The 22,097-nt window shown below is 68.1% G+C and carries 24 protein-coding genes and 2 tRNA genes; 13 read left to right on the top strand and 13 right to left on the bottom strand.

Annotated features, from left to right (window positions below):
• Positions 1-29: 29 nt before the first annotated feature.
• The 7 genes from OED01_RS04135 to OED01_RS04105 all read left to right on the top strand — a co-directional run bounded on the left by OED01_RS04135 (position 30) and on the right by OED01_RS04105 (position 8,503).
• On the top strand, positions 30-2,195 hold the full coding sequence (locus OED01_RS04135; RefSeq protein ID WP_264157116.1) for an RNA degradosome polyphosphate kinase: 2,166 nt from the start codon (positions 30-32) through the stop codon (positions 2,193-2,195).
• Positions 2,192-3,172: an NUDIX hydrolase gene (locus OED01_RS04130; RefSeq protein WP_264157115.1), complete on the top strand. Its 981-nt coding sequence runs from the start codon at positions 2,192-2,194 to the stop codon at positions 3,170-3,172. The genes OED01_RS04135 and OED01_RS04130 overlap by 4 nt, the downstream gene beginning before the upstream one ends.
• A gap of 150 nt (positions 3,173-3,322) precedes the next feature.
• Complete coding sequence (locus OED01_RS04125; RefSeq protein ID WP_264157114.1) at positions 3,323-4,426, top strand: phosphate ABC transporter substrate-binding protein PstS; 1,104 nt, start codon at positions 3,323-3,325, stop codon at positions 4,424-4,426.
• Positions 4,427-4,534: 108 nt separating this feature from the next.
• Positions 4,535-5,515 (top strand): phosphate ABC transporter permease subunit PstC, encoded by a 981-nt coding sequence (pstC, locus tag OED01_RS04120; RefSeq protein WP_264157113.1) that lies wholly within the window; start codon positions 4,535-4,537, stop codon positions 5,513-5,515.
• Position 5,516: 1 nt separating this feature from the next.
• Positions 5,517-6,599: a phosphate ABC transporter permease PstA gene (gene pstA, locus OED01_RS04115; RefSeq protein ID WP_264157112.1), complete on the top strand. Its 1,083-nt coding sequence runs from the start codon at positions 5,517-5,519 to the stop codon at positions 6,597-6,599.
• Between the two features lie 22 nt (positions 6,600-6,621).
• Complete coding sequence (pstB, locus tag OED01_RS04110) at positions 6,622-7,401, top strand: phosphate ABC transporter ATP-binding protein PstB (RefSeq protein WP_264157111.1); 780 nt, start codon at positions 6,622-6,624, stop codon at positions 7,399-7,401.
• 211 nt (positions 7,402-7,612) lie between these two features.
• Positions 7,613-8,503, top strand: a complete 891-nt coding sequence (locus OED01_RS04105; protein WP_264157110.1) for a type IV toxin-antitoxin system AbiEi family antitoxin domain-containing protein — start codon at positions 7,613-7,615, stop codon at positions 8,501-8,503.
• Positions 8,504-8,627: 124 nt separating this feature from the next.
• Here OED01_RS04105 and OED01_RS04100 read toward each other — a convergent pair whose 3' ends face one another.
• From OED01_RS04100 to OED01_RS04080, 5 genes are all read right to left on the bottom strand, one after another.
• A complete protein-coding gene (locus OED01_RS04100; protein ID WP_264157109.1) occupies positions 8,628-9,512 on the bottom strand; it encodes an aminodeoxychorismate lyase in 885 nt (294 codons plus the stop codon).
• A 173-nt stretch (positions 9,513-9,685) separates the two neighbouring features.
• Positions 9,686-10,312 carry a DNA-directed RNA polymerase subunit beta gene (locus OED01_RS04095; RefSeq protein ID WP_264157108.1) on the bottom strand — a complete coding sequence of 209 codons (627 nt, stop codon included), beginning with the start codon at positions 10,310-10,312 and terminating at the stop codon, positions 9,686-9,688.
• Positions 10,313-10,355: 43 nt separating this feature from the next.
• Positions 10,356-11,135: an anti-sigma factor gene (locus OED01_RS04090; RefSeq protein ID WP_264157107.1), complete on the bottom strand. Its 780-nt coding sequence runs from the start codon at positions 11,133-11,135 to the stop codon at positions 10,356-10,358.
• On the bottom strand, positions 11,132-11,731 hold the full coding sequence (sigK, locus tag OED01_RS04085) for an ECF RNA polymerase sigma factor SigK (RefSeq protein ID WP_264157106.1): 600 nt from the start codon (positions 11,729-11,731) through the stop codon (positions 11,132-11,134). Before sigK ends, OED01_RS04090 begins: the two co-directional genes overlap by 4 nt.
• Before the next feature lie 49 nt (positions 11,732-11,780).
• Complete coding sequence (locus OED01_RS04080; protein ID WP_264157105.1) at positions 11,781-13,493, bottom strand: cytochrome c biogenesis protein DipZ; 1,713 nt, start codon at positions 13,491-13,493, stop codon at positions 11,781-11,783.
• 154 nt (positions 13,494-13,647) lie between these two features.
• Between OED01_RS04080 and OED01_RS04075 the strand changes: the two genes are divergently transcribed.
• From OED01_RS04075 to OED01_RS04060, 4 genes are all read left to right on the top strand, one after another.
• The gene (locus OED01_RS04075) at positions 13,648-14,307 is read left to right on the top strand and encodes a fasciclin domain-containing protein (protein ID WP_264157104.1); all 660 of its coding nucleotides are present in this window, start codon (positions 13,648-13,650) and stop codon (positions 14,305-14,307) included.
• Positions 14,308-14,437: 130 nt separating this feature from the next.
• A tRNA-Lys gene (locus tag OED01_RS04070) sits at positions 14,438-14,510 on the top strand.
• Between the two features lie 52 nt (positions 14,511-14,562).
• A complete protein-coding gene (locus tag OED01_RS04065; protein ID WP_264157103.1) occupies positions 14,563-15,120 on the top strand; it encodes a dihydrofolate reductase family protein in 558 nt (185 codons plus the stop codon).
• Positions 15,121-15,229: 109 nt separating this feature from the next.
• Positions 15,230-15,778: a type 1 glutamine amidotransferase domain-containing protein gene (locus tag OED01_RS04060; RefSeq protein ID WP_264157102.1), complete on the top strand. Its 549-nt coding sequence runs from the start codon at positions 15,230-15,232 to the stop codon at positions 15,776-15,778.
• A gap of 13 nt (positions 15,779-15,791) precedes the next feature.
• Here the strand turns inward: OED01_RS04060 and OED01_RS04055 are convergent, their stop codons facing one another.
• Complete coding sequence (locus OED01_RS04055) at positions 15,792-16,307, bottom strand: CGNR zinc finger domain-containing protein (RefSeq protein WP_264157101.1); 516 nt, start codon at positions 16,305-16,307, stop codon at positions 15,792-15,794.
• Positions 16,308-16,332: 25 nt separating this feature from the next.
• On the opposite strand from OED01_RS04055, the gene OED01_RS04050 reads away from it, so the two are divergent.
• Both OED01_RS04050 and OED01_RS04045 read left to right on the top strand, forming a co-directional pair.
• Positions 16,333-16,539 (top strand): hypothetical protein, encoded by a 207-nt coding sequence (locus OED01_RS04050; RefSeq protein WP_264157100.1) that lies wholly within the window; start codon positions 16,333-16,335, stop codon positions 16,537-16,539.
• Positions 16,540-16,548: 9 nt separating this feature from the next.
• On the top strand, positions 16,549-16,974 hold the full coding sequence (locus OED01_RS04045; RefSeq protein WP_264157099.1) for a pyridoxamine 5'-phosphate oxidase family protein: 426 nt from the start codon (positions 16,549-16,551) through the stop codon (positions 16,972-16,974).
• 3 nt (positions 16,975-16,977) lie between these two features.
• Here the strand turns inward: OED01_RS04045 and OED01_RS04040 are convergent, their stop codons facing one another.
• The 7 genes from OED01_RS04040 to OED01_RS04010 all read right to left on the bottom strand — a co-directional run bounded on the left by OED01_RS04040 (position 16,978) and on the right by OED01_RS04010 (position 22,091).
• Positions 16,978-17,625 (bottom strand): IMPACT family protein, encoded by a 648-nt coding sequence (locus tag OED01_RS04040; protein WP_264157098.1) that lies wholly within the window; start codon positions 17,623-17,625, stop codon positions 16,978-16,980.
• The gene (locus tag OED01_RS04035) at positions 17,622-18,152 is read right to left on the bottom strand and encodes a DUF1697 domain-containing protein (protein ID WP_264157097.1); all 531 of its coding nucleotides are present in this window, start codon (positions 18,150-18,152) and stop codon (positions 17,622-17,624) included. Before OED01_RS04035 ends, OED01_RS04040 begins: the two co-directional genes overlap by 4 nt.
• Positions 18,149-18,730 (bottom strand): isochorismatase family protein, encoded by a 582-nt coding sequence (locus OED01_RS04030; RefSeq protein WP_264157096.1) that lies wholly within the window; start codon positions 18,728-18,730, stop codon positions 18,149-18,151. Before OED01_RS04030 ends, OED01_RS04035 begins: the two co-directional genes overlap by 4 nt.
• A 58-nt stretch (positions 18,731-18,788) precedes the next feature.
• Positions 18,789-19,646: a 3-hydroxyacyl-CoA dehydrogenase gene (locus OED01_RS04025; protein WP_264157095.1), complete on the bottom strand. Its 858-nt coding sequence runs from the start codon at positions 19,644-19,646 to the stop codon at positions 18,789-18,791.
• On the bottom strand, positions 19,643-20,299 hold the full coding sequence (locus OED01_RS04020) for a TetR/AcrR family transcriptional regulator (protein ID WP_264157094.1): 657 nt from the start codon (positions 20,297-20,299) through the stop codon (positions 19,643-19,645). The genes OED01_RS04025 and OED01_RS04020 overlap by 4 nt, the downstream gene beginning before the upstream one ends.
• Before the next feature lie 108 nt (positions 20,300-20,407).
• Positions 20,408-20,483: transfer RNA gene (locus tag OED01_RS04015), tRNA-Thr, on the bottom strand.
• 60 nt (positions 20,484-20,543) lie between these two features.
• Positions 20,544-22,091: an alpha/beta hydrolase gene (locus tag OED01_RS04010; RefSeq protein ID WP_264157909.1), complete on the bottom strand. Its 1,548-nt coding sequence runs from the start codon at positions 22,089-22,091 to the stop codon at positions 20,544-20,546.
• Between the last annotated feature and the right edge of the window lie 6 nt (positions 22,092-22,097).

The following is a 22,097-nucleotide window of genomic DNA, read 5'->3' as shown; positions in this document are numbered from 1 at the left end:
CGTCACCTGGCGATGCTTAGATGAATCCCATGATGGATCCCTCACTCGCCGATGCCGGTCTCGGAGACGCCGAGGACGACGACTTCGACGCGCTCGGTTTCGAGGACGCCCAACTGCCCGATCACCGCTACCTGGACCGCGAACTGAGCTGGCTCGCCTTCAACCAGCGGGTGCTCGAGCTGGCCGAGGACCCCACGCTGCCCGAGCTCGAGCGCGCGAACTTCCTCGCGATCTTCGCCAGCAACCTCGATGAGTTCTTCATGGTGCGCGTCGCCGGCCTCAAGCGCCGCATCCTGACCGGGCTCGCGGTGCCGACCAACGTCGGACGCGCACCGTCCGACGTGCTGTCGGACATCTCGCGGGAAGCGCACGCCCTGCAGCTGCGGCACGCGGCCGTGTGGACGGACTCGGTCCGCCCCGCTCTGGCGGATGCCGGCATCGAGATCTCGGACTGGAGCGAGCTGACCCCCGGCGAACGCGACGCGCTGGGCGAGTACTTCCAGGCGCAGGTGTTCCCGGTGCTCATGCCGCTCGCGGTGGACCCTGCGCATCCGTTCCCCTACATCTCCGGCCTCTCCCTGAACCTCGCGATCCGGATCCGCAACGCCCGCACAGGGCGTCAGGAGTTCGCGCGACTCAAGGTGCCGCCCATGCTCCCGCGCTTCGTCGAGGTCCCAGGGTCCGGCGAGATCAAGCGCTTCCTGCGCCTGGAGGAGCTCATCGCGAACCACCTCGGCGATCTGTTCCCCGGCATGGAGGTCCTCGACCACCATGCGTTCCGCCTCACGCGCAACGAGGACGTGGAGATCGAGGAGGACGAGAGCGAGAACCTCATCCAGGCACTCGAGGCCGAGCTGCTGCGTCGTCGCTTCGGTCCGCCGATCCGCCTCGAGATCACCGACGACATGGACGAGCTCACGCTCGATCTCCTGGTGAAGGAACTCGACATCACCGATCAGGAGGTCTACCGCCTCCCCGGTCCGCTCGACCTGCGCGGCCTGTTCGATCTCAGCCGCATCCAGCGCCCCGACCTGCGCTACCCGCCGCATCTGCCGACGACGGCGCTGGCCTTCCAGCCGGGCGACAACAACGAGCGCCGGGACATCTTCACCAGCATCCGCAAGCGCGACGTGCTCGTGCACCACCCCTACGAGTCCTTCGCGACGAGCGTGCAGGCGTTCCTCGAGCAGGCCGCGCGCGACCCGCACGTGCTCGCCATCAAGCAGACCCTGTACCGCACCTCGGGCGACAGCCCGGTGGTGCAGGCGCTCATCGACGCGGCCGAGGCGGGCAAGCAGGTTCTGGCCCTGGTCGAGGTCAAGGCCCGGTTCGACGAGGCCAACAACATCGTGTGGGCGCGCAAGCTCGAGAAGGCCGGCGTCCACGTCGTCTACGGCCTGGTCGGGCTGAAGACCCACTGCAAGCTCGCTCTCGTCATCCGCGAGGAGGACGGGATGCTGCGGCACTACTCCCACGTCGGAACCGGCAACTACAACCCGAAGACCAGTCGCATCTACGAGGACTTCGGGCTGTTCACGGCCGACCCGCAGGTCGGCAAGGACCTCACGCGCCTGTTCAACGAGCTCAGCGGATACGCGATCGAGAAGAAGTTCAAGCGCCTGCTCGTCGCCCCGCTCCACCTGCGCAAGGGGCTGCTCCGTCAGATCGACCACGAACGCCAGAACGCGCTCGACGGCAAGCCGGCGCACATCCGCATCAAGGTCAACTCCATGGTCGACGAGCAGATCATCGACGCGCTGTACCGCGCGAGTGCGGCTGGAGTGAAGGTCGACGTGTGGGTGCGCGGCATCTGCAGCCTCCGCACCGATCTGCCCGGCGTCACGGAGAACATCACGGTCCGCAGCATCCTGGGCCGCTACCTCGAGCATTCGCGCATCTTCGCGTTCCACAACGACGGCGACCCGCAGGTGCACATCGGCAGCGCCGACATGATGCACCGCAATCTCGACCGTCGCGTGGAAGCCCTGGTGCGCGTCGTCGACCCGGCCCACGTGGAGGAGCTCATCGCCTTCTTCGACCAGGCCATGGACGACGGAACGAACTCCTGGCACCTCGGCGAGGGCGGCGTCTGGGTGCGCCACACCGTGGACGGCGCTGGCAAGCCGCTCATCGACCTGCAGGATAAGACCATGAGCCAGATCCGCAGGCGGCGTCGCAGCCGTTCGGTGCGATGACCGTTCGCTCGACCAGGGGCGAGGCGACCGAGGTCGTGCGCGACGACAAGGCCGTGTACGCGGCCGGCGCGGTCGTGTGGCGGCTGGTCGACGCGAAGCTGCGCATCCTGCTGATCCACCGGACGAAGTACCGCGACGTCACGCTGCCCAAGGGCAAGGTCGACCCGGGCGAGATGCTCGCCGAGACGGCCGTGCGGGAGGTGCACGAGGAGACCGGCATCCGCGTCAGCCTCGGGGTGCCGGTCGGCGTGAGCCGCTACTTCATGCGCCCGAAGCGCCAGAAGGTCGTGCACTACTGGGCCGCGCAGGCGACCGAAGAGGCGATCCGCCGGTCGACCTTCGTGCCGAACAGCGAGATCGCCGCGATCGAATGGGTCAGCCTCAAGAAGGCGCGCGCCCAGCTGAGCTATCCGGTCGACATCGAGATCCTCGACGCGTTCGAGACGCTCGTCGGCGACGGTGTGCTGCACACGTTCCCGGTGATCGCGCTGCGTCACGCCAAGGCCGTGTCGCGGTCGGAATGGGACGGTCCCGATGCCGGGCGTCCGCTCACCGAACGCGGCAAGCGCCAGGCGAAGGCGATCGTTTCTCCGCTGCGCGCGTTCGGCGTGCGCAAGATCGTCACGAGCGACGCCGTGCGGTGCGTGCAGACGGTGGCGCCGCTCGCGAAGGCGCTGGAGCGCGTCCCGGTCGAGACGCCTCGACTCAGCCAGGATGCCTGGGAGGACGGGTTCTCCGATGTCCGAGCCGTGATCGGCAAGCGCGTGCGCGCCCGCAAGCCCGCGGTCGTGTGCAGCCACGGACCGGTGCTTCCCGACATCCTCACCGAGATCGCTCTCGCGACGGGGACGCTGCGCGGCTCGTACGTGTCCAGCGCTTCAGCGCTCGACGTGGCGGCCTTCTCCGTCGTCCACCTGTCCGCGACGAACCCGGGCTCCGGCATCATCGCGATCGAGACGCACGTCCCGACGGTCTGACGGGCACGGCACCCGTGGGAGCGCACCCCAGAGGGTTGCCGCTCGTTCACCTCTCGTTTACCTGCGCGGGAGAGTCTCGTTAACCGTCACCCCTAGCGTCACTGTGTGCCCTGCACCGGGCCCCACCCATCAACGATCGAAGGATCCACAGTGAAGATCTCCCGAATCGCACGTATCGGCGCCGTCGGCGCCGTCGCCGCCCTTGCTCTCGTCGGCTGCGCCGCGAACGAAGCACCCGCCGGCGGCTCTTCCGAAGAGCCCTCCGAGTCGACGCTCTCCGGCACGCTGGACGCGACCGGCGCCTCCTCGCAGACCGCGGCCCAGGAGGCCTGGGTCGCCGCCTTCCAGACCGCGAACCCCGACGTCACGATCAACTACGAGCCCACCGGCTCCGGCACGGGTCGCGAGAACTTCCTCGCCGGTGCGAGCAACTTCATCGGCTCGGACCGCGCGTTCAACGCCGAGGAGATCGCCGCGGGCGGCTTCGGCACCTGCGCGTCCGACGCCATCGTCGAGATCCCGGTCTACATCTCGCCGGTCGCCGTCGCCTTCAACCTCGAGGGCATCGACTCGCTGAACCTGGATGCGGCCACGATCGCCGGCATCTTCGCCGGCACGATCACCAACTGGAACTCCGAGGCGATCGCGACGCTCAACCCGGACGCCACGCTGCCGGACCTCGCGATCACCCCCGTGCACCGTTCGGACCCGTCCGGCACGCAGGAGACGTTCGCGAACTACCTCTCGGCCACCGCGCCGGAGATCTGGACCTACGAGGTCTCGGACGAGTGGCCGATCCAGGGCGGCGAGGCCGCACAGGGCACGTCGGGCGTCGTCCAGGCCATCACCTCGGGCAACGGCACGATCGGCTTCGCCGACGCCTCGCAGATCGGCGACCTCGGTCAGGTCCACGTCGGTGTCAACGGCGAGTTCGTCGCCTACTCGGCCGAGGCCGCCTCGCAGCTCGTCGAGGGCGCTGCCCTCGAGGAGGGACGCACCGAGGGCGACCTCGCCTTCGACGTCGACCCGGCGTCCGCCGCTGACGGCGCCTACCCGATCGCGCTGGTCAGCTACCTGATCGGCTGCGAGGAGTACGAGGACGAGAACGTCGCGACGCTCGTCAAGGAGTACTTCACCTACGTCGCCAGCGCCGAGGGCCAGGACGCCGCCGCCGAGAACGCCGGCAACGCCCCCATCTCGGACGGCCTTCGCGAGAAGGTCAACGCCGCGATCGACCTCATCCAGGTCGGCTGATCAGCCTCTTGGCTGAACGCTGACGCCGGTGCCCCCGCGTCCTGAACGGACGCGGGGGCATCGGCGGGTCCAGCACCGCTTCTTCCAACAGCCCGAAACAGGGAGACCATGAGCACGACCGAGCAGGCCCCCGTCGTCACCACGACGGCGACGGAACCACCCGCCCCGATCAAGGCCAAGCAGCGGCTCGGCGACCGCGTCTTCTCCGGCACCGCGCTCGGCGCCGGCATCATCATCCTCATCGTCCTCGCGGCGGTCGCCACATTCCTGATCATCCAGAGCATCCCGGCCTTCGAGCCGGACACCTCGGACAACCACATCCTGCGCGGTGAGTCGTTCTGGACCTATGTGTGGCCGCTCGTCTTCGGCACGCTGTGGGCGTCGTTCATGGCGCTGGTCATGGCCGCCCCGATCGCCATCGGCATCGCGCTGTTCATCTCGCACTACGCTCCGCGTCGGCTCGCCTCCGTCCTGGGCTATCTCATCGACCTGCTGGCCGCCGTCCCCTCGGTCGTCTTCGGACTCTGGGGCGGCCTCGTGCTCGCGCCACTGGTACAGCCCGTCTACGCATGGCTGAACGAGAACGCCGGCTGGATCCCGTTCTTCGGCGGCCAGGTGTCCCCGACGGGCCGCACCATCCTCACCGCCGCCCTCGTGCTCGCCGTGATGATCATCCCGATCATGACCGCCATCTGCCGCGAGGTCTTCCTGCAGACTCCCAAGCTCCACGAGGAGGCGGCGCTCGCGCTCGGTTCCACCCGCTGGGAGATGGTCCGCATGGCGGTGCTCCCGTTCGCCCGCGGCGGCATGGTCTCCGCGGCCATGCTGGCGCTCGGTCGCGCGCTGGGCGAGACGATGGCCGTGACCATGGTGCTGTCGCCGTCCGCCGTCGTGAGCTTCCTCGTGCTCACTTCCACCAACCCGACGCCGATCCCCGCGAACATCGCACTCGCGTTCCCCGAAGCGCACGACACGGGCGTCAACACGCTCATCGCGACCGGACTGATCCTGTTCGTCGTGACCTTCGCCGTCAATGCGCTGGCGCGCTGGATCGTCGCCCGCCGTGCCGAGTTCTCCGGAGCGAACTGACATGACCGTCCTCACCGCCCCCGCTCCGTCGGCCGCACTCACCTCGGGCAAGCTCCCGAAGTGGGCTCCGTGGGCTCTGCTCGCCGGATGCCTGGTCGTCGCCTTCGCCGTGTTCGGCGTCGCCTCCATCGGCGCGGACATCGCCGACTTCAACATCGCCGGAGCCGTGGTCGTCGGCATCGTGCTCTACATGGTGCTCATCACCGTGATCTCCTCGATCGCCGAGAGCCGGCGCAAGGCCGTCGACCGGTTGATGACGGCACTCGTGGCCACGGCTTTCGTCATCGCGCTCCTTCCTCTCATCTCGGTGCTGTGGACGGTGGTCGCCAACGGCCTCGCCCGGTTCGACGCCGAGTTCTTCTCCTACTCGATGCGCAACGTCGTCGGCGAGGGCGGCGGCATCGTGCACGCCATCTGGGGCACGGTCCTGATCACGCTCACCGCGGCCGTCATCTCGGTGCCCATCGGCCTGATGACCTCGATCTACCTCGTCGAGTACGGGCGGGGCCGGATCGCCAAGGGCATCACGTTCTTCGTCGACGTGATGACCGGCATCCCGTCGATCGTCGCCGGTCTGTTCATCTACGCGGTGTTCGCGCTGGTCCTGGGACCCGGCATCTCGATGGGTTTCATGGGTGCGCTCGCGCTGGCCGTGCTGATGACCCCTGTCGTGGTGCGAGGCAGCGAGGAGCTGCTGCGCATCGTCCCGAACGAGCTGCGCGAAGCGGCCTACGCGCTCGGTGTGCCGAAGTGGCTGACGATCCTCAAGGTCGTGCTTCCGACATCGATCGCGGGCATCACGACGTCGATCATGCTCTCGATCTCGCGCGTGATCGGTGAGACCGCCCCGCTGCTGCTGACCGCCGGCTTCACCCTGAGCCTGAACACCAACCTCTTCAGCGGTCAGATGATGACGCTTCCGGTGTTCGCCTACAACCAGTACATGAACCAGGGCACGAACCCCGAAGCCGCCCTGGACCGCGCGTGGGCGTCCGCACTCACGCTCATCCTGATCGTCATGGTCCTGAACCTGCTCGCGCGCCTGATCGCGAAGTGGTTCGCCCCGAAGACCTCCGGCCGCTGAGCCGCAACCCGAAGGAACTGAAGTGTCCAAGAGCATCGAAGTCAACGACCTCAACGTCTATTACGGCGACTTCCTCGCTGTGGAGGGCGTCTCCCTCGACATCCAGCCGCGCAGCGTCACCGCCTTCATCGGCCCGTCCGGTTGCGGCAAGTCCACCTTCCTGCGCACCCTGAACCGCATGCACGAGGTCATCCCCGGCGCGCGCGTGCAGGGCGAGGTGCTGCTGGACGGCAAGGATCTGTACGCCCCCGGCGTCGACCCCGTCCTCGTGCGCCGCCAGGTGGGAATGGTGTTCCAGCGTCCGAACCCGTTCCCGACGATGTCGATCAAGGAGAACGTGCTCGCGGGCGTGAAGCTGAACAACAAGCGCATCTCCAAGAGCGAGGCCGATGACCTCGTCGAGAAGTCCCTCACCGGCGCCAACCTCTGGAACGAGGTCAAGGACCGTCTCGACCGCCCGGGCTCCGGCCTGTCCGGCGGGCAGCAGCAGCGTCTGTGCATCGCCCGCGCGATCGCGGTCTCGCCCGAGGTGCTCCTGATGGACGAGCCGTGCTCCGCGCTCGACCCGATCTCGACCTACGCGATCGAGGAGCTCATCGGCGAACTGAAGAACGAGTTCACGATCGTGATCGTGACGCACAACATGCAGCAGGCATCGCGTGTGTCCGACAAGACCGCGTTCTTCAACATCGCCGGCACCGGCAAGCCGGGCAAGCTGATCGAGTACGACGACACGACGTCGATCTTCACGACGCCGACCGTCCAGGCCACCGAGGACTACGTCTCCGGCCGCTTCGGGTGATCTGAGGCCTTCGGTTCGGCCGGCCGCGTGCCCAATTCCGGATGCTGCGGTGATCGAGCGGCGTGTCGCACCTGCGGCACGCCGCTTTCGCGTTCGACCGTCTGGGATTCAACACATCGCACTCGCCCTGCACAATCTGGAAATCTGAGAAGTTATCCACGGATGCCGTGATTCCGACGATTCCGGGTCGAGCACGCGGCACCCTCGAGAGATGTCATTCGTCCATGCCGCCACCGCGCTGCGAACTATCGGACCCGTCGCCCGCACTCACGAACTCCGCGCGCGTGGCGTGACCCAGCGCGAGATCGCCCGCGCAGCGGCCACCGGCGAGATCCGACGAGTGCGTCAAGGCGTCTACGCCCTCGCGGACGCCTCGGACGCCATGATCCATGCCGCCGAGCACGGCGGCGCACCGGCTTGCCAGGAGGCGGGCCGTCTGCACAGCCTCTGGGTCCTCGACACGGGCGATGAGAAGAACGCGCCGTTCCACCTCTGGCTCGGCACAGCGGGAGACCGACGTCCCTGCGGTCGTCGCGGGTGCTCGGACGTCACGGTGCACTGGGATGCGGGCACCGTCGCGCTCGGGCGTCTGCCGCCCGTCGAGAACGTCCTCCTGCAGATCGCTGTCTGCGCGGGCGAAGAGGCGTTCTTCGTCGCGCTCGAATCGGGGCTTCGGCAAAGCCGCCTGTCCGCTCGGGCCCTCGATTGGCTGGGGTGGCGATTGCCGACCTCGATGCGCCGGCTCTTGGCGTTCGCTCGATCCGATGCCGACAGCGGGTTGGAGTCGCTCGTGCGCCTGCGACTTCACCGCGTGGGCATCGCCGTGCGCACGCAGGTGCAGATCGACGGCGTCGGCGAGGTGGACTTCGTCATCGGCGACCGCCTGATCGTCGAGGCCGATGGCAAGGAGAATCATGACGACACGGAGAAGGCCCGGGAGGGCGGTTCACGCCGTCACAAGGACCTGCTCCGCGATGCCCGCGCCGCAGCTCTCGGCTATGAGACTCTTCGATTCGACTACGCGATGATCGTCCACGATTGGCCCACCGTGGAAGCCGCGATCCTGGCGAAGGTCGCGGCCGGCGCGCATCTGCGGGCGTGATCCGCGCGCGGCGCGCTCGTCGGTGTGTCGAATTCCGGACGGCACGGTCGCCGCGCGGCGTGTCGTCGCCGGAACGGCGAGCGACACGTGTCAGCGTCCGGAACTCGGAACGGGACAGCGCCGGTCAGTCGCGCGGAGACAGCAGGTAGCGGTTCAGTTCGGCCGTGAACTCGCGGTCGGCGGCGATCCGACGTCCGTCGATCGCCGTGACCGGTGCGGCCAGACGAACGCTCGACACCAGCCACGCGGCATCCGCCTTCGCCAGGTCGGATGCCGGCACCTGCACGTAGTCCGTGGTGAATCCCTGCGCGGCGAGGTGGTCGTAGACGCTCAGCTGCGTGGTGCCGTGCAGGATGCCACCGTTGGGCGCCGGCGTCACGAACCGGTCGCCGAAGCGCAGGATCAGCGACGCGGTCGGAGCCTCGAGCACGAAGCCGTCGGTGGACAGGAAGATCGCGTCGTCGGCTCCGCGGCGGGCGGCTTCGCGCAGTGCCGCCATGTTCACGGCGTACGAGAGCGTCTTGGCGCCCAGCAGCAACCACGGCGCACGCTCCGCGGCGCCCAGGTCGTAACCGCGATCGAGCGTCACGACGCGGACGCCCTCCGTCCGCACCCAGGAGAAGTCGGATGCCGGCGCCGCCGTCACCCAGGCCGTCGGCGTCGGGCCGTGCTCCACCCCGCGGCTGAGGATGAGCTTGATGACCGCCTCGCCGGGAGGGCATGCTGCCGCGGCGACGCGCACGGCCTGCCGCCACTGCGCGATGTTCGGAGCAGGCAGATCGCACAGCTGTGCGGAATGCGCGAGCCGATGCAGGTGCGGCACCAGCTCCTGCGGGTGCGAGTCGATGACACCGATCGACTCGAAGACGCCGTCGCCGCGCTGGGTGCTGAGCTCACCGACACTGAGCGCAGGTGCCGCGGCATCCACCTCGGTGAATGTGTCGGAGTAGTCGGCACGCTCCTCGGAGGCCGGAACGGGATCGATGATCAGAGCGAAACGCCGGGTCATGGATCGACTCTACGGCCGTTCCCTCGGGAATACCCTCCACGCCGTCGCGTTACAATGGATTGGCCGGGCCGCATAACCCCGGGCTCCAAATTCTGCCGCTGCGAGCGGCCTTCCGCCGAGAGGCGTTCTTGCGGCCCGGTCTTCTCATATCCGGACACGACCGGCCAGCGCGGTCAGGTCAGGATGCCGGCGCGCCACGCGCTGGCGCACGCCGTGAGGTCCCTGGCATAGGTGCTCAACCGCAGAGCCCGCGTCGTCAGTTCGCTGGCCCGCTCCGTCTCCGTCGTCTCGTAGTCATCAGCGACGTGCGTGGCGCCGGACGCGTGAACGCGGCAGAACGCCGCGGCCCGTTCGAGCGCGATCGCGAAGTCGCCGCGGAACGCGCCGCGCAGGATCTCGTCGATCACGACGACCAGTTCCTCCGGCGACGCGGGTGCCGGTGCGCCCGCGACGAGCGTGTCGACCGTCGCGAGTTCGACGCGGCCGCGCTCATAGAGCAGCGCGACGGTCTGCGGATCGTTGTGGATGGCCAGCTGGAGGAGATAGAGCCGCCAGAGCGCGCCAGGCAGCGAGACCGCAGGCGCGGCCGACCAGAGCTCCGCGATCTCGTCGATGCCGTGGTCGGCCGTGAAGGCGATCAGCCGCTCGGTGCTCTCGCCGCTCTCATCCGCCCGTGCGCGGGCGATCAGGGCGGATGCCGTGGCGTGCGCGATGCGCGCCTTCTCTGCCGCTCCGGATGTCCCGGCGATGTTGTCGAAGGATGCGGAGGGGCGGCGGACCGGCCGACGGAATTCGGACATCACTCCAGGCTAGTCGGGATCAGGGTCCCCGGATCAGCCGTTCTCAGGCGGTCGGGATGACGATGACGGGATCCGTCGTCGGTGCGCCGGTCGGCGATCCGCCGGCCTCCTCGACGGTGACGGCGATCGCATCGCCCGCCTGCATCTCGCCGTCGAGCAGCGCCGTGCTCGTGCCGCCCTCGACATCGAAGACCCCGGCCGAGACCGGAGCGTCCTCGCGGACGAACCACAGCTCATAGGTCAGGTCGTCGTCCAACGGCTCGAGGCCATCGGTCACCAGAACCGCTTCCCCGAGCGACGCGGACCAGTGTGCGGTCGCGACACCGCCCGATTCGAGCTCGACGGTGGCCTCCTGGGCATCGGGAGCGTTCTCGATCTGCTCCAGCGCCACCACGGATGCCGGTCGCTGCAGCTGGCCGATGACCACGGCTGCTCCGGCACCGATGCCCACGATGAGCACGAGGCAGGCGGCGAGGGCGAACAGCATGCGCGACCGGCGACGCGGCGTGCGCTCGTGCGCGGGCTCCGTCGGTGATGCACCCATCGGCGGCGCAACCGGCGGTAACTCCGACGCTCCGTCGTCCGCCGGTATGCCCTGCGGCGTCTTCGCGATCAGGGCGAGCAGATCGCCGCGAACCGATGCCGGCGGCTCAACCTGGGGGGCGGTCGCCGCCAGGAAGGCTGCCGCATCGGCATCCGTGTCGGCGAGCTGTCGCCACTCGGGATGCGCGCGCAGCGCTTCGGCGTAGCGGCGCTCGTCCTCAGCGGACAGAGCGTTCAGCGCATGCCCTGCCGACAGTTCGGCGAATTCCTTCTCGTTCATGCGATCACCCCCATCTCGCTTCGCAGGCGCGTGAGCCCGTCTCTCATCCGTGTCTTTATCGTCCCCAGCGGCGTCGCGGTGAGGACCGCGATCTCGCTCTGACTGTAACCGCCGTAGTAGGCCAGGACGAGCGCCTCGCGCTGCGGCTCGGAGAGCGTCCCCAGGGCCGCGACCACGCGCTGTCCGTCCATGCTCAGTTCGACCTGCTCGGCGACACTGTCATGCGCGACTCCCAGATCCCGGATCCCCGCCTTCACGTCCCGGTCGGCGCTCGCCTGCGACGCGCGCACTCTGTCGACCGCTCGCCGGTGGGCGATGGTGAGGACCCATGTTCTTCCCTGCCCCTTGTTCGGAGCGAACCGCGCAGCGGATTGCCAGACCTCCAGGAACACCTCCTGGAGCACCTCCTCGCTCTGCGAGCGGTTGACCAGCACGCGCAGGATCAGACCGAACACGCGAGACGACAGCATGTCGTAGAGCTCGGCGAAGGCCTGCTGGTCTCCCCCGGCGACGCGAACGAGGAGGTCGGCGGCGAGATCTCCCGCCGAACCGTCCTCCGGCACGTCCACGCCGTCGATGACCATCTCCATAAGCATGCCGTATCCACCTCCTCTCGCTCGCATCCGGGGCCGCTCTCGTGCAGACTCACCCGAACGTGAACGAATAGACCTCGACGCCGGCCGGCACCTCGACCGTGATGACTCCGCGGTCGATGTCGTCCTGCTTCACGACCTCGTAGGAGCGCGGCGTGCCATCGACGGTGACGGTGCGTTCGGTGCCGTCGGCATCCTGGACGACGATCTCGCCCGTCCCGGCGAGCACCATGCGGACTTCGGATGCCTCGTAGTCGAGCCGGATCGTGCCGGTGGACTCCTCCGGCGTCGCGTACTGCGTCTCGACGTTCCAGGTGCCCTCCAGCGCGAAGGTGTCCTCCGGCTGCTCGTCGGGGAACTCGAACGTCGACACGCCGGCCCCGTAGCGATCCGCACCTGCGTAGTTGACGTCCTTCGACGACCCGAGGAACGTCTCGCGGGTGGTCGCGCCGACATCCGGAGTCGTGTCCTCGATGTCCGTCGGCTCCGGGAGTGCGACCCCGGGGTCGGCCTTCTCGAGCAGCTCGCGGATCAGCTTCTCCGTCGCGGCGTAGTTGCCCTCGCCGAACGAGATGTGTCGTACGACACCCTCGGCGTCGATCAGGTAGTGCGCCGGCCAGTACCGGTTGCGGTAGTTCGTCCAGGTCGACAGGTTGTTGTCGAGTGCGACGGGGTACTCGATGCCGAAGTCGGCGATGCCTGCGGCGACGTTGCCCGGATCCTTCTCGAACGCGTACTCCGGCGAGTGCACCCCGATGACCTGCAGCCCGGCATCCTCGTAGGCCTTGTCCCACGCCACCACGTGCGGGATGGAACGCTGGCAGTTGATGCACGAGTACGCCCAGAAGTCGACGAGCACGACCTGCCCGCGGAGGTCCGCGAGATCGACGGCGGCGCCGTCCGGCGTGTTCATCCACTCCTGGATGCCCCGGATCGACGGCGCGGTACCGCAGGATTCGAGCTCTTCGGCGCCGTTGGTGCAGTTGTCCAGCTCGCGGTTCTCGTCGGTGACGAGTCCGCCGAGGTCCAGCGCGTCGGCCTGCTCCTCTGCGAGGTCCTGCTGCAGCCCGGCAGTGTAGTCCGGCAGCAGGCGCTGCAGCATCTGCGGAACGTTGAAGATGAGACCGACGGCGAGCGCGATCATCGCGATTCCGGCGGCGATGCGCAGACCGCGCTCACGGCTGCGGAAGGCCTTGATCCGCTCGATGAGTCCGCGTCCCGCGAGCGCGAATGCCAGGAGCGGGATGGCCACGCCGATGGCGAAGGAGACCGTCAGCAGCACTGTGCCGATGCCGATCTGCCCGGTGGAGCCGGCGACGATGATCGCCGCGAGCACCGGCCCGGCGCACGGGACGAAGACGGCACCCAGGGCGAGACCCACCCCGAATCCGCTGCCGCGGTTCTGGACTTCCTTCTTCGGCAGCCACTGGAAGGGCTTCTCGAGCAGCTGCTCGAACTTCGGGATGAGAAGCCCGACGCCGATGAGAATCAGCACGGCGATGCCGACCCATCGGATGATGTCCTGCGGGAGGTTGAGCAGCCCGAGGATCAGAGATCCGACCAGCGTCACGAGGCTGAAGCTCAGCACGAGTCCGGCGATCACGAAGTAGGGGCGACTGCGCCGTGCAGGGAGGAAATCTCCCCCGCCCTCGAACTTCGCCGACTGCGCTCCTCCCGTGAGGAAGATGACCGGCAGCACCGGCAGGATGCACGGTGAGATCCCCGTGATGAGGCCGCCGAGCAGCCCGATGATGATGAGGTCCATTTCCTCGCCTTCCGTCGCGGGTACTTCGGCTCCGACCCCGCGATCGGATTGGCTCGAGAAAAACTTCCGATCCGTCCCATCCGATCCGGCGGAGGCTCCGAAGAAGCTGTGACGCCGCGGGAAGGCCGCGGCACCGATCTCCGGAGGTAGAGAGATGTTCAGCACCAAGAAGAAGATGACCGCAGCACTGTCGCTCGGCTTCGCCAGCGTTCTCGTGCTGGCAGGCTGTTCCATGAGCAGCGACACGGCGGAGGAGCCGACCGAAAGCGCCCCCGAAACCTCGGAGGAGACGACGGCGCCCGAGACGATGGACCCGGCCGCCAACCTCGTCGGTCCCGGCTGCGAGGCATATGCCGAGGCCGTTCCGGAGGGCGACGGATCGATCCAGGGCATGTCGCAGGACCCGGTCGCCGTGGCCGCCTCGAACAACCCGCTGCTCAAGACGCTCGTCGCAGCCGTGAGCGGCCAGCTCAACCCCGACGTGAACCTCGTCGACACGCTCAACGGCGACGAGTTCACGGTGTTCGCGCCGGTGGACGACGCGTTCGCCGCGATCGATCCCGCGACCATCGAGGCGCTCAAGACGGACTCGGCCACGCTGTCGTCGATCCTGACGTACCACGTGGTCCCCGGTCAGATCGAGCCGGCCGACATCGCGGGTACGCACACCACCGTCCAGGGTGCCGACCTCGAGGTCACCGGCGAGGGCGACATGTGGATGGTCAACGACGCCAACGTCGTCTGCGGCGGCGTCCAGACCGCGAACGCGACCGTGTACCTGATCGACGCGGTCCTCATGCCCCCGACTCAGTGAGCCGGGGCCGCGCCGCCTTCGGGGGAGGAACGGCGCGGCATCAGTCGCATGGGGATGCGCTGAACAACGAAGGGCCGTCGGCGAGCTGTGTCACCGACGGCCCTTCGCCGCGCCCCTAGACTAGGAAGACGGGCCTCTAGCTCAGTTGGCAGAGCATCGGACTTTTAATCCGCGGGTCGTGGGTTCGAGCCCCACGGGGCCCACCGTATTCCGGCGCGTAGACGTGGTGTCTGCGCCCGGCCTAAAGTCGTCCCCATGGGACTGTTGACCTTCAGTATGAACGTGACCCTCGACGGGTGCGTGGATCATCAGGAGGGGATCGCGGATGACGAGACCCACGCGTTCTTCACCCGCCTCATGGACGAGGCCGGGGCGATGCTCTGGGGCCGTATCACCTACGAGCTGATGGAGAGCGCCTGGCCGGCGATCGCCCGCGGTGATCAAGAGGCACCACCGTCGCTGCGCGAGTGGGCGATCAAGCTCGAGGCGAAGCCGAAGTACGTGGTGTCGTCGACGCGATCGGATTTCCCGTGGGCCAACAGCCATCTCATCGACGGCGACCTGCGGACCGCCGTGCAGGACCTCAAGGATGCGAACCCCGATGGGGTGCTCCTCGGCAGCGGTGCACTGGCGACCGAACTCGACCGGATGGACCTGATCGACGACTACCGATTCCTCGTCCACCCCCGCATCGCCGGCCACGGCCCGACCCTGTATGAACGCGGACTGTTGAGCACACGACGACTCGAGCTCGTCTCCGCCCGTCCCCTGCACAGCGGCGTCGTCATCATGCATCACCGTCGCGCGCTCTGAGCCGGTATCACGCTCGGCGCGGAGACGCGACCCCCTCGCACATCACCGCACCCTGAGCTTTCGTGGACGTGTCCCTGACGGACATCCGATTCCCCGAAAGGATGCAGTGATGACGAATCTCACAGACGCCTCGGTCGCGTTTCTGGCGACGGACGGATTCGAGGACAGCGAACTGACCAGCCCGTGGAAGGCGGTGACCGGTGCGGGAGCATCCGCGACCATGGTCTCCCCGAAGCCCGATGACATCACAGGGAAGCACGGGCACGTGCAGACGGTCGACGTCCCGGCGGCGGATGCCTCGGCCGATGCCTTCGATGCGCTCGTGCTCCCCGGCGGTGTCGTCAACGCCGACCATCTGCGCATGGACGCGGACTCGATCGCCTTCGCCCGGGCGTTCTTCGAGCAGCACAAGCCCGTGGGCGTCATCTGCCACGGCGCGTGGATCCTGATCGAGGCGGGCGTCGTCGACGGGCGGACGATCACGAGCTATCCGAGCCTCGCGACCGACCTGCGCAACGCCGGCGCGGCCTGGGTCGATCAGGAGGTCGTCGTCGACCACGGCCTGGTGTCCAGCCGGACGCCGGACGACCTGCCGGCGTTCAACACCAAGGTGATCGAGGAGATCGGCGAAGGCATCCACCGCGCCCAGCACGCCTGACCTCCGCGGAGCATCACCCTCTCGCCCGGTGCCGGCGCACCGCCGCACGGTTCGCGCAGCGCACGGAGCAGAACCTCTGCCGACCGTTGCGCGTGATGTCGACCACGACGTTCGTGCACGGCTCGGCCGCGCAGCGCCCGAGCCGGTGCATCCCTCTCGTGACCAGATGCAGAGACGTCCCGACGCTGATGACCGCCCTCAACACGAACGGCAGTGAGTCATCGGCATCCCGATAGTGCAGGTGCCAGCCCTCCCCGTCGTGATCCGTCAGCCGCGGATACGCGGCCGCCTGGGCCATCTGGGCGTTCAGCAGCGCGGCCCTGCGGTCGGGGGCCGGCTCGTCGACGATCTCCAGCCAGTCGTCGATCACATCGCGTACGGCGGCGTGATCGTTCGGCGCTGGTGGGAAGACCATCGTCATCCCCCTCTCTCGGGTGCGCCGTTCGATTCCGGCACGATCCGGCGGCCAGTCGTCGGCCAGGGATGCCGCGAGCAGAACCGCGTACTCGCCGTAAGGGTTGAGATGCATAAGAGCATTACATCACGATGGGCTCATGACCTCTCTGCACACGCACCCGATTCCGCGGCCGGACGTCGCGCGCGGCCACGAGCACGGCTGGATCACCGAGTCCCAGCACGCGACGAGCGAGGGGCTCGTCGCCTACGTCCGATGCGCCGGCTGCGGCGCGCGGCGCGTCGACCTCCGGCGCAGCGCGGCGAGACCGCCCGAGGCCATGACCGGCGTCGTGGAAGCTCGCTAGCGTGGAGGCGTGACGCCAGATCCCCATGACCCAGCCTCGATTGCCGGGTTCGTCGACGCCGCCGGTTGCGGCGTCGTCGCGACCGTGTCCCCCGACGGCGAACCCGAAGCGGCGCTGGTCGGCCTCGCCTCGCTGGAGGACGGCACCCTGATCTTCAACACGCGCGAGACCGCCCGCAAGGTGGAGAATCTGCGGGCGAACCGACGCGTGGCGGTCGTGATCGGCATCGAGGGCGATGTGAGCGTCCAGGTCGAGGGCGACGCCGCCATCGCGGAGGACGACGGGCTCCTGCTCCACGGTCAGGCCTATCAGCACCGCTTCCCGGAGTCGCGCGCGCTCGCGGACGGATTCCTGGTGGTCGTGGTGCGCCCCGACTGGGTGCGCGTCTACGACGCCTCTCATTCGCCCGCCGTCGTCCACGAAGCGAGCTGGTGATCCTCAGCGCGGCACGTCGATGACGCGTGACTCACCGGAGCCCACCAGCTGCCAGGCACCGGACGACCATGCCGCGATATCGGCCGCGAGCACCGGCAGATCCGCAGTCGGCACCCACACCTCGAACTCCGCGGCCGCCCCGTAGCGCGTATCGCCGAGCTTCGCCCGACGCGATGCCGCCCAGTCGCGCAGCAGATTGTCGAATCGGCCGGCGTCGCCGTGAGCAACGGTGACCGTCGCGTGCGAGAGCGGCATCCGATCCAGCACGACTGCGGCATCCAAGGCCTCAGACACTGCGGACGAGTACGCGCGGACAAGACCTCCGGCGCCCAGCTTGATCCCACCGAAGTAACGCGTCACGACCGCCACGACGTCTGTCAGGTCGCGGCGTCGGAGGACCTCCAGCATCGGGACGCCTGCCGTTCCGGACGGCTCTCCGTCGTCGGAGGACCTCGCCCTGTCCCCCAGCACTCCGGTGACCTGCGCGGAGCAGTTGTGCCGTGCATCCCAGAATCGCTTCCTGATCCCTGCGACGACCGCATCCGCCGCCTCTGGCGATGCGACGGGCACGATGTGCGCGATGAACCGCGACTTTCTGATCACGAGTTCGTGCTCGACAGCGGAGGCGACGGTCGACGGATACCGCGTCATGCGGTCAGCTCAGCAAGTCTGCGCACGGTCCGCAGATTGCGCGCCGTGCCGGACACGCCGAGCGCGCGGTCGAAGACGGCCGTGGTGAGCCTGGTGCCCTGGACACCGGAGGCGTAGTCGATCCAGAGGTCCTGTCCGATCAGCACCAACCGCTCCCCCGGCACGAGACGCGCCTCGAGCGCCTCGACCGCTCCGGTCGCCGGTGCACCGGCGAGGAACATCGCGTGCACGTACTTGTCGACGCCGTCACCGAACGGCTGCGCCTCGAGCGACGCGCCCAGTTCGTCGTGCGTGCGCGCGATCACGGGCGTGTCCACCCCGAACTCGGTCGCGATCACCCTGCCGACGAGCGCGCAGGATGCCGCGGCATCCGCAGGTGAATCGCAGACGATGTTCCCGCTCGCGATGTAGGTGCTCACGCCCGTGAGGTCGGTCTCCTCCGCCAGCACGTCGCGCAGCCGAGCCATCGGCACACGGTTGCGCCCCGAGACGTTCACCGCCCGCAGCAGCAGGACGCTTCGCGTCACGACTGCGCGTCTTCGATCAGCTCCGCGCCGGCGTGCGCCAGCTCCGCGAGCGCCGCGGCGCTCGTGTCAACATCGACGCCCGCGACCAGGCCGGTGAGGATGCGCACGTGCACGCCGTGGGCGATCGCATCGGACGCGGTCGCGCGCACGCAGTGATCGGTCGCGATCCCGACGACGTCGGCCGTCAGCACACCGTGCGCCGTCAGTATTCCGGCGACGCTCTCGCCGTCGTCCGACACGCCCTCGAACATCGAGTACGCGGGTTTTCCCTGTCCCTTGCGCACGTGATGGGTCACGGCATCCGCGACGAACAACGGGTCGTATTCCGCGCCGGCGGTGCCCGCGACGCAGTGCACCGGCCAGGAGTCGACGTAGTCGGGCTCGGCGGCGAAATGGCCGCCGTTGTCCCCGTCGGGATCATGCCAGTCGCGCGACGCGATGATGACGTCGTACTCGTCCGCCCGTGCCGCGAGCAGGGCCGAAACCGCGGCAGCCACGGCATCCCCGCCGGCGACGGCGAGCGCACCGCCCTCGGTGAAGTCGTTCTGCACATCGACGATGAGAAGAGCCCTGGTCATGCTTCGAGCGTACGCCGACGGCCCCGGACCTGCACAGGTCACGGGGCCGCCTGGGTGCTCATTCGTAGGTGTAGAAGCCCTCGCCCGTGGCGATGCCGAGCTTGCCCTTGTCGATGTAGTCCTCCTTGAGCCACGCGGCGATCTGCTGCTGGTGCTCGTCGCCGTTCACGGAGATGTTGTACGGGGTGGTGAGACCGATGATGTCCAGGATCTGGAACGGCCCCTTCGGGGCACCGGTCGCGATGCGCCACACCTTGTCGATGTCCGCGGGCTCCGCGTATCCGCCGAAGGCGAGATCCTGCGCGGCGCTGAGGAACGGCACGAGCAGCGAGTTGAGCAGCCAGCCCGGCTTCTCCTTGTGGATCGGGATCGGCACCATGCCGATCTCCGCGGCGAACTCGATCAGGGTGTCGAAGACGACCGGGTCGGTGTCGGTCGTGGCCATGACCTCGCCGGTGTTGAACTTCCACACCTGGTTGGCGAAGTGCAGGCCGATGAACCGGGTCGGACGTCCGGTGTAGTCCTTCAGGGCGCTCAGCGGCAGCGTGGACGAGTTCGACGCGAAGATCGTCTTCTCCGGCGCGACGGCCGCGAGCTTCTCATAGGTCTGCTGCTTGATCTCGAGCACCTCCGGCACGGCCTCGATGACGAGGTCGGCGTCGGCCACGGCATCCGCGAGGTCCGCGGAGTAGCGGATGCGCTCGAGAGCCTGCTCGCCCTTGCCTTCGGCTGCGCCTTCGACGCCGTCGGCGCGGTAGGTCTGCACCAGATGCAGGAAGCGCTCCTTCGCTTTCGCGAGCGCCTCGTCGCTGATGTCGTACGCGGTCACCTGGAATCCGCTGTAGGCCGTCTGGAACGCGATCTGCGATCCCAGAACGCCCGTACCCAGCACAGTGACATTCGTGATGTCGGTCATTGCCGTTCCTTCCCTTCCTGTTCCGCGCGGGGTTGGGCGCGGAAGCCTGTGACGATCTGTTCGATCTGCCGCCGCAGCTGCGCGGCGTCAGCCGCCGTGTGCGGCTGGAATGCGAGGCGGGCGATCGCGAGGTGGACGACGGCGAAGATCGCACGCGCTGCGGCCTCCGCATCGTCGACTGCGGCGGGAGCGGCGCCCGCCTCGGACCGCTCCACCCCCTGGCCAGCACGCAGCAGCGCCGCGAGTCCGGCCTCGAACTCGGCCACGAGGGCGAGGCCTTCCGCACGGAACCGCTCCGCCGCGCCACCGAACATCAGCTCCCGCTGGTACGCGGTGCTGTTCTCCGGGTGCTCCTGAGCCCAGGTGATCACCGGTGCGACGAAGGCCGCTACCGCCGTGACGACGCCCGATGAACCCGCCGCGTTGCGGGTTCCCTCATCGACGGCCGCACGGTAGCGCTCGTTGTAGACCATGAGGAGGATCTCCCCCTTGGTCGCGGCGTAGCGGAACAGGGTACCCGCGGCCACATCGGCTCGCTCGGAGATCTCCTGCGTCGTCACGGCGGCGAAACCGCGCTCCTCGAAGAGCTCGGATGCCGCGGCGACGATGCGGGACTGCTTCGCCTGCATGTTGCGGTCGCGTCGGCCGGTCATTTCGCCTCCTCAGTACGGACTTTCCTCATTAATGAGTGTACTCCGTTTTGCATTGATCGGCACACGAAAAGACCCCGTTCCCTCCGAGGAGGGAACGGGGTCCTGTTCTGGAGCCGCCTGTCAGAATCGAACTGACGACCTTTTCATTACGAGTGAAATGCTCTGCCGACTGAGCTAAGGCGGCGTGCGCTGCGAACAGCGGCACGATCAACGATCTTACCCTGTCGATGGGCCTACTGCGAAATCACTCGCAGTGCAGACCGTCCTCCGGCACGACGTCTTCGAGCAGGAAAGCCTCCACGGCGTCGTCGACGCAGCTGTTGCCCTTGTTGTAGCCCGTGTGCCCCTCGCCGACGCGGGTGATGAGGACACCTTCTTCGAGCTGCTCGGCGAGCGCTTCGGACCACTCGTACGGCGTCGCCGGGTCGTTCGTGGTTCCGACGACCAGGATGGGACCGGCGCCCTCGGCGTGGATCTCTTCGCGCGTTCCGGTGGGCGGGTACGGCCATACCGAGCAGGAGTCGGGTCCGGACCAGTACGGCGCGACCGTCGGCGCCTTCTCAGCCAGCAGCTTTTCGGCCGCCGCCTCGGCATCCGGGTCGTCCTCGACCGGGTAGTCCATGCAGTTGTACGCGCGGAACGCCTCGCTGGAGTTGTCGATGTAGACGCCCTCCTCGCGACCGTTGTAGAAGTCGGCCAGCACGAACATCGTGTACGGATCGCCCTGGAGCGCCTCCGTGAGCGCCTGGGTGAGCGCCGGCCAGCTGTCCTGGGAGTACAGTGCCGCGATGATGCCCGTCATCATCGAGTCGGCCCCCATCTTCCGACCGTCGCCGTTCGCGAGGGGACTGCGGTCGGCGGACGCCAGCAGCGCGCCGAGATCGGCCATCGCGTCGTCGACGGATCCGCTGAACGGGCACTCTCCCGAATCCAGGCAGGACTGCATGTAGGCGCGCAGTGCGGACTCGAAGCCGATGCCCTGTGTGGTGCTCACCTCGAGGCCCGGTGTGGACGGATCGATCGCGCCGTCCAGCACGAGACGCCCGGCCTTGTCCGGGTACAGCTCGGCGTAGGTCGCGCCGAGGAACGTGCCATACGAGTAGCCGAGATAGTTCAGCTCCTTGTCGCCGAGCACGGCGCGCAGCAGGTCCATATCGCGAGCCGAGTTGATGGTGGTGATGTACGGCAGGATCCCGCCGCTGTTCGACTCGCAGGCGTCAGCGAAGGCCTGATGCGCACCGAGGAGCTCGTTCTCCCACTCCACCGTGCCTCGCGGCGCCGAGGGGATGTCGTAGAGGTACTTGTCCATGTTCGCCGCATCGAAGCACGACACCGCGGTCGAGTCGCCGACGCCACGCGGATCGAACCCGATCACGTCGTAGTTCTCGATCAGGTCGGCACCGACCGCGTAGTCGAGGCTGTCGCGGATGAGATCGACACCACTGGCGCCAGGGCCACCCGGGTTGGTCAGCAAGGATCCGAGCGCCGCACCCGTGGCCTGACTGCGCACGACGGACAGTTCGATCGTCTGGCCGGATGCCGGGTTCTCCCAGTCCAGCGGAGCCGTGACGTACGTGCAGTCGAAGCCGCCCCCGCACTGCTCCCAGGTCAGCTCCTGACCGTAGAACGGCAGGAGCTCAGCGGAGACGCCCTCCGTGTCGGGCGCCTTCGTCGTGGAGGGGCGCGGGGCCGCCCCCTCAGGGATGGCCGCGTACAAGCATCCGGACAGGATGAGGGATGCTGCGGCGAGCGCCGCCGTCGCAGCGGCGATGCGCCGCAGGCGAGAAGTCATTCGAGT

Source organism: Microbacterium sp. M28 (genome assembly GCF_025836995.1).
Lineage (GTDB): Bacteria > Actinomycetota > Actinomycetes > Actinomycetales > Microbacteriaceae > Microbacterium.
This window is presented reverse-complemented; position numbering and strand designations above follow the sequence as displayed.